The sequence below is a fragment of the Kitasatospora sp. NPDC001175 genome, from assembly GCF_053598215.1.
Map to the genome: position 1 here is coordinate 1 of NZ_JBSFJU010000002.1, position 12,646 is coordinate 12,646.

The 12,646-nt window shown below is 72.9% G+C and carries 12 protein-coding genes; 8 read left to right on the forward strand and 4 right to left on the reverse strand.

The annotated features are described in order from the left end of the window. Nucleotides 1-181: 181 nt before the first annotated feature. Complete coding sequence (locus ACWDAK_RS01940) at nucleotides 182-1,975, reverse strand: AMP-dependent synthetase/ligase (RefSeq protein ID WP_344634116.1); 1,794 nt, start codon at nucleotides 1,973-1,975, stop codon at nucleotides 182-184. Nucleotides 1,976-2,276: 301 nt separating this feature from the next. Here ACWDAK_RS01940 and ACWDAK_RS01945 point away from each other — a divergent pair, with 301 nt between their 5' ends. The 5 genes from ACWDAK_RS01945 (at nucleotide 2,277) to ACWDAK_RS01965 (ending at nucleotide 6,268) form a co-directional block, all read left to right on the forward strand. Beyond that, nucleotides 2,277-2,708, forward strand: a complete 432-nt coding sequence (locus ACWDAK_RS01945; RefSeq protein WP_427393207.1) for an SRPBCC family protein — start codon at nucleotides 2,277-2,279, stop codon at nucleotides 2,706-2,708. Between the two features lie 10 nt (nucleotides 2,709-2,718). Then, nucleotides 2,719-3,894 (forward strand): ArsA family ATPase, encoded by a 1,176-nt coding sequence (locus ACWDAK_RS01950; RefSeq protein ID WP_427393206.1) that lies wholly within the window; start codon nucleotides 2,719-2,721, stop codon nucleotides 3,892-3,894. 22 nt (nucleotides 3,895-3,916) lie between these two features. Next, nucleotides 3,917-4,219 (forward strand): DUF5304 family protein, encoded by a 303-nt coding sequence (locus ACWDAK_RS01955; RefSeq protein WP_344634113.1) that lies wholly within the window; start codon nucleotides 3,917-3,919, stop codon nucleotides 4,217-4,219. Between the two features lie 196 nt (nucleotides 4,220-4,415). Further along, complete coding sequence (locus tag ACWDAK_RS01960; protein ID WP_344634112.1) at nucleotides 4,416-5,357, forward strand: ROK family glucokinase; 942 nt, start codon at nucleotides 4,416-4,418, stop codon at nucleotides 5,355-5,357. A 152-nt stretch (nucleotides 5,358-5,509) separates the two neighbouring features. Next, nucleotides 5,510-6,268, forward strand: a complete 759-nt coding sequence (locus ACWDAK_RS01965; RefSeq protein ID WP_344634111.1) for an endonuclease/exonuclease/phosphatase family protein — start codon at nucleotides 5,510-5,512, stop codon at nucleotides 6,266-6,268. 1 nt (nucleotide 6,269) lies between these two features. Here ACWDAK_RS01965 and ACWDAK_RS01970 read toward each other — a convergent pair whose 3' ends face one another. Together ACWDAK_RS01970 and ACWDAK_RS01975 are read right to left on the reverse strand one after the other, a co-directional pair. Then, a complete protein-coding gene (locus ACWDAK_RS01970) occupies nucleotides 6,270-6,848 on the reverse strand; it encodes a hypothetical protein (protein ID WP_427393205.1) in 579 nt (192 codons plus the stop codon). A 30-nt stretch (nucleotides 6,849-6,878) separates the two neighbouring features. Next, nucleotides 6,879-7,667 (reverse strand): alpha/beta hydrolase, encoded by a 789-nt coding sequence (locus ACWDAK_RS01975; RefSeq protein WP_344634109.1) that lies wholly within the window; start codon nucleotides 7,665-7,667, stop codon nucleotides 6,879-6,881. 233 nt (nucleotides 7,668-7,900) lie between these two features. Between ACWDAK_RS01975 and ACWDAK_RS01980 the strand changes: the two genes are divergently transcribed. Genes ACWDAK_RS01980 through ACWDAK_RS01990 form a run of 3 tightly spaced genes read left to right on the forward strand, consistent with a single transcriptional unit; the run spans nucleotide 7,901 to nucleotide 10,549 of the window. Continuing rightward, complete coding sequence (locus ACWDAK_RS01980; protein ID WP_427393211.1) at nucleotides 7,901-8,689, forward strand: lysophospholipid acyltransferase family protein; 789 nt, start codon at nucleotides 7,901-7,903, stop codon at nucleotides 8,687-8,689. Nucleotides 8,690-8,714: 25 nt separating this feature from the next. Beyond that, the gene (macS, locus tag ACWDAK_RS01985) at nucleotides 8,715-9,884 is read left to right on the forward strand and encodes a MacS family sensor histidine kinase (RefSeq protein ID WP_344634108.1); all 1,170 of its coding nucleotides are present in this window, start codon (nucleotides 8,715-8,717) and stop codon (nucleotides 9,882-9,884) included. A 20-nt stretch (nucleotides 9,885-9,904) separates the two neighbouring features. Then, a complete protein-coding gene (locus tag ACWDAK_RS01990; protein WP_344634400.1) occupies nucleotides 9,905-10,549 on the forward strand; it encodes a response regulator transcription factor in 645 nt (214 codons plus the stop codon). Between the two features lie 74 nt (nucleotides 10,550-10,623). On the opposite strand, the gene ACWDAK_RS01995 is transcribed toward ACWDAK_RS01990, so the two are convergent. Further along, nucleotides 10,624-12,585, reverse strand: coding sequence for an anthranilate synthase family protein (locus ACWDAK_RS01995; protein WP_427393204.1), 1,962 nt, complete (start codon nucleotides 12,583-12,585; stop codon nucleotides 10,624-10,626). Between the last annotated feature and the right edge of the window lie 61 nt (nucleotides 12,586-12,646).

A 12,646-nucleotide genomic window follows, 5' to 3' on the forward strand; every position in this document is an offset into this window, starting at 1 on the left:
TCGGCCGTGCTTGCGCGGTCTCACCGGAGTCGTGCCGAGATCAACTGCACGGTGACCTCGCCGCCGTGCCCGTGCTGGACGCGCCGAAAGTCACCTCCGGGAGCAAGGGGCATGCCCCTGTCCGCTCAGCCGAGTGCGCCTGGGGTGCGGCAGCCTCCCCGCCGCCCCCGGGGGCGCTCTCTCAGCGCTGGTAGAGGGCCTCGACGTCGGCGGCGAAGTCCTTGAGGACGACGTTGCGCTTCAGCTTGAGCGAGGGGGTCAGGTAGCCGCTGGCCTCGGAGAAGACGGTGTCGAGGATGCGGAACTTCTTCACGGCCTCGGCGTGCGAGACGGCCAGGTTGCCGTCGTCCACGGCAGACTGGACGGCCGCCAGCAGGTCGGGGTCCTCGCGGAGCTCGGCGAGGGTGGCCTCGGCGGGCTTGCCGTTGAGCTCCTTCCACTTGGGGAAGAAGTCCTCGTCGACGGTGATCAGACAGGAGATGAAGGGCTTGCGGTCGCCGACCACCATCACCTCGCCGATCAGGGCGTGGGCGCGGATCCGGTCCTCGATCACGGCGGGGGCGACGTTCTTGCCGCCCGCGGTGACGATGATCTCCTTCTTCCGGCCGGTGATGGTGAGGTAGCCCTCGTCGTCCAGGGAGCCGAGGTCGCCGGTGGCGAACCAGCCCTCGCGCAGGGCCTCGGCGGTGGCGGCCGGGTTGTTCCAGTAGCCGGTGAACACCTGCGGGCCCTTGAGCAGCACCTCGCCGTCCTCGGCGATCCTGACCGAGGAACCGGGCAGCGGCTGGCCGACCGTACCGATCTTCGGCTTGTCGTGCGGGTTGAAGGCGGTGGCCGCGCAGGTCTCGGTCAGGCCGTAGCCCTCCAGGACGGTGAAGCCGATGCCCCGGTAGAAGTGGCCGAGCCGCTCGCCGAGCGGGGCGCCGCCGGAGATGGCGTGGGTGGCCCGGCCGCCGAGCGCGGCGCGCAGCTTGCTGTAGACCAGCTTGTCGAAGAGCGCGTGCTTGAGTCTGAGGATCAGGCCCGGGCCGCCCTGGTCCAGCGCCCGGCTGTAGGCGATGGCGGTGTCGGCGGCCTGGTCGAAGATCTTGCCCTTGCCCTCGGCCTGCGCCTTGGTCCGCGCGGTGTTGTACACCTTCTCGAAGACCCGGGGCACGCCCAGGATCAGGGTCGGGCGGAAGGAGGCCAGCTCATTGGTGACGTCCCTGATGTCGGAGACGTGGCCGATCTTGATCGGCGCGATGGCGGCGGCGATCTCGGCGATCCGGCCCAGTACGTGCGCCAGCGGGAGGAAGAGCAGCACCGAGGCGTCGCCGGTCCGGAACAGCGGCGTCAGACGGGCCGTCACATTGCCCAGCTCGGCGAGGAAGTTGGCGTGCGTCAGCTGGCAGCCCTTGGGACGCCCGGTGGTGCCCGAGGTGTAGACGATGGTGGCGATCGAGTCGGCGTTCGCGACGGTGCGGCGCTCGGTGACGGTGTCGTCGTCGACCCCGGCACCGGCCTCGGCGAGCGCGGCGATGGCGCCCGTCTCGATCTGCCAGGTGTGCTTCAGCTCCGGCAGCCGCTCGCGGATGCCGTCCACCACGGCCGCGTGGCCGTCGGTCTCGGTGATCACGGCGACGGCCCCGGAATCGCCGAGGATCCACTCCACCTGCTCGGCGGAGGAGGTCTCGTAGACCGGCACGGTGATCGCGCCCGCGGTCCAGATCGCGAAGTCCAGCAGCGTCCACTCGTACCGGGTGCGGGACATGACGGCGACCCGGTCGCCCGGCTGCACGCCGGAGGCGATCAGGCCCTTGGCGGCGCTGTGCACCTCGGCGAGGAACTGCACGGCCGTCAGATCGGCCCACCGGCCCTCGACCTTACGGCTGATCACTGCCACGCCCGGATGCCGCTCGGCGTTCTGGTGGACGAGGTCGGCGAGGTTACCGGTACTCGGTACCTGGTATCGGGCCGGAAGGCTGAACTCGAGCAAGACTGCTCCTCGTCTGCGACGCTGCGGGACGGCAGGACGTTACTGCCCGGTATGTGGATTCGACCAGGGGTGTCGGTCCGGTTGTTCCGAGAGTCACACCGTTCGGCCAGGTCTGGCGGGATCCGGTCCGCTGCCGCGGGCGAACCGGGAGGTTTCGACACGCACCATACGACAGCGTCGATGTGACCCGCCGGTAGCCGGGATCCGTGCGGCCGGCCCGGAGCCCCGCGGCGCAGGAGCGCCGGTACGGCGCGATAACCTGCCCTGGGCGCACATCGGAAGAGACGCGGAGGACCGTTCCATGGCGGAACACACCAGGTCGAGCATCACCATCGCCGCGACCCCGGCCGAGGTGATGGCCGTGATCGCGGACTTCGCCGCCTACCCGGCGTGGACCGGAGAGGTCAAGGAGATCGAGGTCCTGGAGAGCGCCGAGGACGGCCGCGCCACCCAGGTCCGCCTGCTGCTCGACGCCGGGGCGATCCGCGACGAGCACGTCCTCGCCTACACCTGGGACGACGACCGCGAGGTGTCCTGGACGCTGGTCAAGAGCCAGATGCTGCGCGCCCTGGACGGCTCCTACACCCTGGCTCCGGTCAGGGGCGGCACCGAGGTCACCTACCAGCTCGCCGTGGATGTCAAGATCCCGATGCTCGGCATGATCAAGCGCAAGGCGGAGAAGGTCATCATCGACCGGGCGCTCGCCGGACTGAAGAAGCGCGTCGAGGACTGAGGCGGCGGCGGTGCGGACGATCCTGGTCAGCGGAGACGGCTCGGCACTGATCGCCGCGGCCACCGCCCTGCACGCCGCCGGCCAGGGCCGGCGCACCCTGCTGCTCGCCGCCGACGACCCGCACCGCACCCTGGACGCCGCCCTCGGCGTCCGGCTCACCGGGCTGCCCACCCCGTACGCCGAGCACCTCGCCGTCGCCCGGGTCGACGAGCAGGAGACCTTCCGGGCCGCGCTGGACGGCTTCGGCGGCCGCCTCGGTCCCGCGCTCGACCTGATCGGCGCCGCCCCGCTCGACCCCGAGGAGCTCACCCCGCTCCCGGGTACCGGCCGGCTCGCCCTGCTGCGCGCACTGCGCTCCGCCGACGCCGAGGTGCTGGTGGTCGCCGCCTCCGCCCCGGCGGAGCTGATCGCCACCCTGGCACTGCCCGAACAGCTCGCCCGCTATCTCGACCGGCTGCTGCCCGAGCAGCGCCAGGCCGCCCGCGCGCTGCGTCCGCTGCTGGCGGCCGTCGCCGGGGTGCCGATGCCCGCCGACTGGCTCTTCGAGGCCCGGGCCAAGGCCGCCGCCGTGCTCGCCGAGGCCCGTGCCGCGGTGGAGCACCCGGGCACCTCCGTCCGCCTGGTGGTGGACGCCGGCCACCACAGCCTTGACGAACTGCGCCGGATCCGAGCCGGGTTCGCGCTGTACGGCCAGCGATTGGACGCCGTGGTCGCCCACCGTGCGCTGCCCGCCGCCGTGTTGGAGTCGCCCGACCCCTGGCTTGCCGCCGAGGCCGCCCGTGAGCGCGACCGGCTCGCCGAACTGGCCCGGGAGCTCGGCGACTTGCCGCTGCTGGTGGGCCGCCGGCCCGAGCCCACCTTGGAGGGGGTGGCCGCGCAGCTGTACGGCGAGCGGGAGTTGGTCCCGTACGACACCTCCTGGCAGGTCGTGGACCGGCTGGCCGAGGAGGGCCTGCTGGTCTGGCGTCTCGTGCTGCCCGGCGCCGACCGCTCCGAGCTGGAACTCGTCCGCCGTGGTGACGAGTTGGTGATCGGTCTGGGTGGCTACCGGCGGATCCTGCCGCTGCCCTCCGCGCTGCGCCGCTGCACCGTGCAGGGCGCCGGAATGGCCGAGGGCGTGCTCTCGATCCGCTTCGCGCCGGACCCGGCGCTCTGGCCGACCGGCTGGTCCCAGGGCATCGGGTAGCGTCTCGGGCACGGTGGCCGCGGTGGCCGCCCCAGCAGAGAGGCGCCCGATGGCCGAGGAGAAGACCGACCAGCCCTTCACCGGTGAGTTCGGCCCGCTGGTCGAGGAGGTCCGCCGGTTCGCCGTCGCGGTGGGGGAGAAGGCCCAGGAGGTCGGCAGCCGGCTGCGGGAGCAGAACCCCGAGGTGTACGGACACCTGGCCGCCGCGGGCGGCGAACTGCTCGCCGCCTACCGGGCCGCCGTCTCGGGCCACGAGCGCCGCTGGTCCGCCCCCGGGCAGCCGGACTCGGAGCGCATCGACCTCGACGGCCCATCGGACAATTAGTGAAAACGCGGGTCATAACCGGTGATGGCTCGGCTTCGTAACGTTACCGACCGGGGCATAACGTACGACTTTTGAAAGCGCACAGCCGAGATCCCAGGAAAATGTCTTCGGATAATGTATGCAGCGCGGTGTACGCGAGCACCGTTGTCCGGGTACCGTTCGAGGCAGCGGGAACGAGTGAATAGCTGAGGGACACATGGCTCTGACCATCGGCGTCGATGTCGGCGGCACCAAGATCGCGGCCGGCGTGGTCGACGAGAACGGCGAGATCCTCGCCCGGACCCGGGTACCCACCCCTGCCGACCCCCAGTGGGCGGTCGATGCCATCGCCCAGGCCGTCCGTGAACTCAAGGACCAGCACCCGGACGTGACCGCCGTCGGTGTCGGTGCCCCCGGCTTCGTCGACCGCGACCGCTCCACGGTGATCTTCGCTCCGAACATCGCCTGGGAGAACGAGCCCCTGCGGGGCCGGATCGAGGAGCTCACCGGCCTGCGCGCGGTGGTCGAGAACGACGCCAACTGCGCCGCCTGGGCCGAGTTCCGCTTCGGCGCCGCGGCCGCGTACGAGGACATGGTCCTGATCACCGTCGGCACCGGTATCGGCGGTGGCATCGTGCTGGACGGTCGCCTGCACCGCGGCCGCTTCGGCGTGGCCGGCGAGATCGGTCACCTCAACATGGTCCCGGACGGCCTGTCCTGCGGCTGCGGCGGCAAGGGCTGCTGGGAGCAGTACGGCTCCGGGCGCGCGCTGCGCCGGTACGGACGGGAGCGCGCCGCCGCCGACCGGGTGCGGGGCAAGTGGATGCTCGACCTCAACGACGGGGTTGCCGAGACCATCCGCGGCATCCACATCACCGAGGCCGCCGAGGGGGGCGACCCGCTCGCTCTGGAGTGCTACGAGGAGCTCGCCGACTGGCTGGGTCGGGGCATGGCCGACCTGGCCGCACTCTTCGACCCGGCGGTCTTCGTCCTCGGCGGCGGGGTCTCCGACTCCGGCCGGCTGCTGCTCGACCCGGTCGCCAAGGCGTTCGAGAAGTACCTGACGGGCGGGGTGCACCGCCCGCGCGCCGAGGTCGTGCTGGCCTCGATGGGCTCCGCCGCCGGCATCGCCGGTGCGGCCGACCTGGCGCGGATCTGACGCTTGGGGCCGGGCCCGCCGAGAGGGCCTCGAATCCGCGGGAACCGCGCGAGCAGCCGTACGCGGCCGCTCGCGCGGTTCGCGTTCTCTGACGCCGGACCGCCGACCGGGTGCCCCTGGTGCGCCCCCGGGCGGTGGCCGATCATGGAGGCATGCCGCTTCCTCCGCTGCCCGCCTCCGGGGACGAGCCCGACGGCGGTCGGCGCGTCCGCCTGCTGAGCTACAACATCCGTTCGCTGCGGGACGACCGCCGGGCCCTGGTCCGGGTGATCCGCGCCTGCGAGCCCGACCTGATCTGCCTTCAGGAGTCCCCCCGTTACTGGCGCCCCGGCGGCCAGGCGGCCTGGCTGGCCCGGCGGACGGGCACCGTGATCCTCGCCGGGGGCGGACGGATCGCCGCCGGACCGCTGTTGCTGGGCCGACCCGGCGTCCGGGTGACCGAGACCAGGGACCGGCTGCTCCCCAAGACCCGGGGGCTGCACGCCCGGGGCTTCGCCACCGCCGTGGTACGCCTCGGCGGCGCGGCCCCGCTGGTGGTGACCAGCTGCCACCTCAGCCTCGACCCCGAGGAGCGCTACCGGCAGTTCGGACTGCTCCCCGGTCAGCTCTCGCCGGGTGAACTCGGCGTCATCGCGGGCGACTTCAACGAGCACCCGGACGATGCGGGCTGGCGGCGCCTGGCCGCCGACTTCCAGGACGCCCATGCCACCGCCCCCTGGGGTGGTAGCTGGACGTCGGTCCCCGAGAACCCGTACCAGCGCATCGACGCGGTCTTCGCCTCCCCGGGCATCGAGGTGCTGGCCTGCGGCGTCCCGCACGGTCTGCCGGGCGTCGCCCCGGCCGACCTGCTGGCGGCCACCGACCACCTGCCCGTGCTGGCGGTCCTGCGGGTACCGCCGGCGCAGGGGTGAGTCAGACGACCGCGCCGCCGTTCGGGTCCGGTGGCTCGTCCTCGTCGCGGTCCTTCATCCGGGCGATCAGGGTGACGAAGCCGCCGAGGAAGGCGGTGACGCCGACCCAGGCCGGCCAGCCGGAGACCTCGCGCCAGACCAGCGCGTCGAAGAGCAGCAGCGCCGGGCCGCCGAGCACCGCGAGCCAGGCGAACTTGGCCGCGGTGTCCGCCTTGGGCAGCGGCGGGTCGGGCTGTACGAAGTGGCCCTCGTCCTCCGCCTCGGCGAGGCCGTAGTCGCGCGGCCCCGAGCCGCCCGCCGGGCGGGGGCGCGGCTGGGGGGTGAACTCGGCCAGTTCCGGCGGGGTGGCCGCCCCGGCGCCGGTCTCGCCCTTGGCGCGGAGGTTCTCGATCTCCGGCCAGTCGGGGTCGGTGAGGTCCACCGGGTCGTCGAACTGGGCGACCAGGGCCGCGAAGATCGCGTCCTGCTCGGCCTGGCTGCCCGCCGCCGGGCGTCGGGGCGCCTCCGGCTCCTTGGGGGAGTCCCCCTTGGCCTCTCCGTCCCGTGGCAGCTCCTCGTCGCCGCCCGCCGCCGTGCTCATCGGTACTGCCTCTTCTGCACAACCAGCCCTTCAGCCCAGGTGGTTCACGGCCTCGGCGGTCGCCAGGGGTGCCAGCCGCCGGATGAAGTCGAGGCTCGCCTCGAAGATCAACTCGGCGTCGTGGTCCAGCGTCGCCACGTGGAAGCTGCGCTCGCAGAGCAGCTCGGTCACGTCGGTCGAGGATATCCGGGCGAGCACCAGTGCGGAGTTGGCGGGGGAGACGACATGGTCCTGCGGGCTGTGCAGCAGCAGCACCGGTTGCCGTACCCGGGGCAGGTCGGCCTGCACCGTCCGCCACAGCCGGCTCAGCGACCAGGCGGCGTGCAGCGGCGTACGGTCGTAGCCGACCTCGACGGCGCCGTCGAGCGCGATGTCGCCCGCGATCCCGGGAACGCTCGGCACCAGGTGCCGCAGCACCGGCAGCAGCACGCTCGAGGGGTTGTCGGAGCGGACGGACGGGTTGACGAGCACCAGTCCGGCGACGGCCGGGCCGTGCTGGGCGGCCAGGCGCAGGGCGAGCGCACCGCCCATCGAGAGCGCGCAGACGAACACCCGGTCGCAGTGCTCGGCCAGTTCGCGAAACCCGCGGTCGGCCTCGGCGTACCAGTCCTCCCAGCGGGTCACCTGCATGTCCTGCCAGCGGGTGCCGTGGCCGGGCAGCAGCGGCACCGAGACGGTCAGCCCGGCGGCGGCCAGCCGCTCGGCCCACGGCCGCATCGACTGGGGGGAGCCGGTGAAACCGTGCACGAGCAGTACTCCCGTCCGCCCGCCCGGCCGGTGAAACGGTTCGGCACCGGGCAGCAGTGGTGACACCGGCATCTGCGGGCTCCTTCGCGGGCAGCACTGGGATCCGAATCCTTGCACGCGGCCACCGCCGCCGTACAGGCCCGCAGCCCGGGCGGGCCCGGCCCCCGAGCCGAAGCGCGCCGCGGGGGAGCGTCCGGAGGCGAGCGGGCGAGTTACGGCCCCGGCGCGGGTGCACATTGCGCAGGCCGAAAGCATTAGGATCGTCCGGTCCGTATAACAGGAGGCCCGGGTTGTTCTACCGACTGATGAAGATGATCGTCGCACCGCTGCTGCGGATCTTCTTCCGGCCGTGGATGGAGGGCGCGGAGAACATCCCCGAGGAGGGGGCCGCGATCATCGCGAGCAACCACCTCTCCTTCTCGGACTCCTTCTTCCTGCCCGCGCTGATGAAGCGCCGGGTCACCTTCATCGCCAAGGCGGAGTACTTCACCACGCCGGGCGTCAAGGGCAGGCTCACCGCCGCGTTCTTCAAGGGCGTCGGCCAGCTGCCGGTGGACCGCTCCGGCGTCCGCGGCGCCGGCGAGGCGGCGATCCGCAGCGCCATCGCGGTGATCGAGCGCGGCGAGCTCTTCGGCGTCTACCCCGAGGGGACCCGCTCGCCCGACGGCAAGCTCTACCGCGGCAAGGTCGGCGGCCTGGCCCGGGTCGCGCTGGCCACCGGCGCCCCGGTGATCCCGGTCGCGATGATCGACACCGAGAAGGTGCAGCCCCCCGGCCAGGTGATCCCCAACTTCGGTATCCGGCCCGGCATCCGGATCGGCCGCCCGCTCGACTTCTCCCGCTACCAGGGCATGGAGAACGACCGTTTCATTCTCCGTTCCGTCACCGACGAGGTGATGTACGAGATCATGCGGCTCTCCGGCCAGGAGTACGTGGACATTTACGCGACCGCCGCCAAGCGGCAGATCGCCGAGGACAAGAAGCGCGCCGAGGCGGAGCGCAAGGCGGAGCAGAAAGCCCTGAAAGCCCAGCAGGAGGCCGAGAAGGCCCAGGCCGAAAAGGACCGGGCCGAAATGGAGAAGGACGCGGAATAGCGGAGAAAGCACGGCAGGGGGGAAGATGGCGGACCACAGACCCGGCACCGGACACACGTCCGGTCCCGGCAGGGCGATCACCGCGGGCGGCATGTCGGTCGAGATGCCCGTCTGGCGCGCCATCTCCCTCTTCCGCATCCTGGCCCTCGGCTACGCGGTCATCCGCTACTTCCACTCCTACCTGCACTACCTCCACCCGGTCTCCGGCTGGATCTACCTCGGCGCGCTGACCCTCTGGACGCTCGCCAGCACCCGCGCCTTCGCCGACCCGAACCGCTGCACCCGGTACGTGCTCGCCACCGATCTGGCCGCCACCGTCACCGGCGTCGTGATGAGCGGCGTCATCGACACCCCCGCCCGGATCCACGCCGGTGCGCTGACCCTGCCGACCATCTGGGCAGCGGGCACGGTCCTCGGCTTCGCGGGCAAGGGCGGCTGGCGGGCCGCGGCCTTCGCCGGCAGTGTGATCGGCGTGGCGAACTTCGCCGGCCACGGTGGCCTCACCGGCGACAACGTGCACAACATCGTGCTGCTGCTGGTGGCCGGTTGCGCCGTCGGTTACGTGATGGAACTCGCCCGGGCCAGCGAGGCGGTCCTGGTGCGGGCCCTCCAGGTGGAGGCGGCCACCCGCGAGCGCGAGCGGCTCTCCCGTGACATCCACGACGGGGTGCTCCAGGTGCTCGCGCTGGTGCAGCGCCAGGAGGGCGACCTGGGCGACCTCAGTCGGCTGGCCGGCGAGCAGGAGCGCGCGCTGCGCACCCTGATGACCGGTGCGCCGTTGCCCCGGCAGTCCTCGGACGCCGAAGCGGACCTGCGGGCGCTGCTCGCCCCGTACGCGGACGACCGGGTCACCCTCGCGGCACCGGCGACCCCGGTACGGCTGCCCGGCCGGGTGGCCGGCGAACTGGCCGCCGCCGTCGGCGCGGCCGTCGACAACGTGCACCGCCACGCGGGCGAGCAGGCCAGCGCCTGGATCCTGGTCGAGGACGAGCCGGAGGCCGTCACCGTGAGCATCAGGGACGACGGTCCCGGCTTCCCGGCCGGGCGGCTCGGCGAGGCCGAGCGGTCCGGCCGGCTCGGGGTGGCCCAGTCGATCCGGGGACGGCTGCTGGATCTCGGCGGCACCGCCGAGCTGTACTCGGTGCCCGGCGAGGGCGTCGAGGTGGAACTGCGAGTGCCCAGGGAGGGCGAGTGACCGTCGATCAGATCCGCGTCATGGTGGTGGACGACCACCCGATGTGGCGGGACGCGGTCTCCCGGGACCTCACCGAGGCCGGTATGGCCGTGGTCGCCACCGCCGGGGACGGCGAGGAGGCGGTCCGCCGGGCCCGCGCCTCCACCCCGCAGGTCCTGGTCCTCGACCTCAACCTGCCGGGCCTGTCCGGTGTCGAGGTCTGCCGCCAGGTGCTGGGGTACGACCCGTCGGTGCGGATCCTGATGCTCTCCGCGAGCGGTGAGCACGCGGACGTGCTGGAGGCCGTCAAGTCCGGCGCCACCGGCTACCTGGTCAAGTCGGCCGGGCGTGAGGAACTGCTGGACGCGGTCCGCCGGACGGCACTGGGGGACCCGGTGTTCACCCCCGGGCTCGCCGGCCTGGTACTGGGCGAGTTCCGCCGCCTGGCCGCCGAACCCGCCGCGGCCGCCGCATCTTCGGCCGTCCCCCAGCTGACCGCCCGGGAGACCGAGGTGCTCCGGCTGGTCGCCAAGGGACTGTCGTACCGTCAGATCGCCGACCGGTTGGTGCTGTCGCACCGCACGGTGCAGAACCACGTCCAGAACACGCTCGGCAAGCTGCAGTTGCACAACCGCGTCGAGCTGGTGCGCTACGCGATCGAGCAGGGGCTGGACGACGAGATCTGACCGTACCGGCCAGGGGCCCGGGGAAGTGCGCGGCGGGTCGCCCGCGCGGTTCCCCAGCCCCCGGGCGGTGCGGCTCACACGACCGGGTTCACCTCAGCGCGCGGCTCCCCGTGCTCCCGGGCGCCGCGCAGGAGGTCGGTGACGATGGCCACGCCCTCGCGGGTGAGCACCGACTCGGGGTGGAACTGCAGGCCCGCGAAGCCGGGGCCGCGCAGGGCGTGGACGTCCCCGGTGCGGGGGTCGCGGGCGACCTCGACGCCCCGGGCGGCCAGCCGGCCGGCCTCGGCCTCGGTGCAGCGGGCGGTGAAGGTGTTGTAGAAGCCGACCGTCCGCCGGGTGCCGAAGAGGTCGACGGTCTCCTGGGCGCCCTGGTACGGGACGGCCTTGCGGGCGAGCGGCAGCCCGAGCTCGGCGGCGAGCAGCTGGTGGCTGAGGCAGACGGCGAGCAGCGGAGCCGTCCTGGTGCCCGCCCGGACGGCGGCCAGTGCGTCCGCGACGATCGGTCGCAGCAGCGCAATCTTGGGGTCGGCGGGATCGGCCGGGTCGCCCGGGCCCGGGCCGAGCACCAGCGGCCCCGGGTGGGCCGCGACCAGCGACCGCAGCCCGGGGGTGTCGAAGCGCCGGACGGTGACCCGGTGGCCGAGCGCGGTGAGCAGATGGGCGAGCATCGCGGTGAAGGTGTCCTCGCCGTCCACCACCAGGGTCTCCAGCGCCTCGGTGACCTGAGCGGGCTGCTGCATCCGCAGCCAGAACGCGGCGAGGCCCCGGCGCCGGGCGTCGAGGGCGCGCTGGACCCGGTGGTCGTCGGCCAGCCGGGGCCCCTCGGAGCCGCTGGTGCGGCGGGCGGGGGCCGGGCGGGCGCCGATCGCGGCGAGTACCCCGGCCGCCTTGGCGTGGGTCTCGGCGACCTCGGACTCTGGCACGGAGTGGCGGACCAGGGTGGCCCCGACTCCGACCCGCAGCCGTCCGGTGGCCGGGTCGATGTCGGCGGTGCGGATGCAGATCGGCGAGTCCAGCTGCTGGGCGCCGCCGGCCGAGCGCCCGATCAGCGCCAGCGCGCCCGAGTAGTAGCCGCGCCCGCCGGTCTCGTAGCGGCGGATCACCCGGGTGGCGTTCTGCACCGGGCTGCCGGTGACGGTGGCCGCGAACATGGTCTCCCGCAGCACCTCCCGGACGTCCAGCGAGGTGCGTCCGCGCAGCTCGTACTCGGTGTGCGCGAGGTGGGACATCTCCTTCAGCCGGGGGCCGAGCACCTGGCCGCCGAGGTCGCCGACGGTGCACATCATCTTGAGCTCCTCGTCGACCACCATGGTGAGCTCCTCCAGCTCCTTGGGATCGTCCAGGAAGGCGAGCAGCGAGTCGATGTCGGCGCCGCCGGCCGGGTAGCGGTAGGTGCCGGAGATCGGGTTCATCACCACCGTGCCGCCGCTCTGCCGGACGTGGACCTCGGGCGAGGCGCCCACCAGAACCCGGTCCCCGGTGTGCACCAGGTACGTCCAGTAGGCACCGCGCTCCTGCTCCAGCAGCCGCCGGAACAGCGAGAGCGCGAGGGCCGGGCCGAAGTCCTCCAGCCGCGCCCGGAACTCGCGCCGGATCACGAAGTTGGCGCCCTCGCCGCGCCCGATCTCGTCCCGGACCACCCGGTGGACGATCCGCGCGTACTCGGCGTCGTCGACGTCGAAACCGCCGTCGGAGAGTGCGACCGGCAGCTGCGGCAGTGCCTGGCGCAGCTCGGCGAGCGGGAAGGCGTACTGCTCCTGGACGCGGACCGCCTGCAGCGGGGTGCCGTCGTCGTGGGCCTCGAACCCCCGTTCGCGGATCTGCCGGTACGGGACGAGGGCCAGCAGGTCGTGGCGCGGTCCGCCGTCGGGCACTCCGGAGGGCACGGGAAGCTCGGCCAAGGTCGTGTACGCGCCGACCTCGCCCAGCAGGACCTCGACGGTGTCGGGGGCCAGCCGGGGCGTGCGGCGGTGCAGCAGGGCGAAGGCCGGGGCGGCGGGGTCGGTGAGGCGGGTGAGCAGGTCGTCGAGGTGCACGGTACGGCTTCCTTCCGGTGGTCGGCAGGGCGGTGGCTGGTCCGCTCTTCCCGGAGGGCCT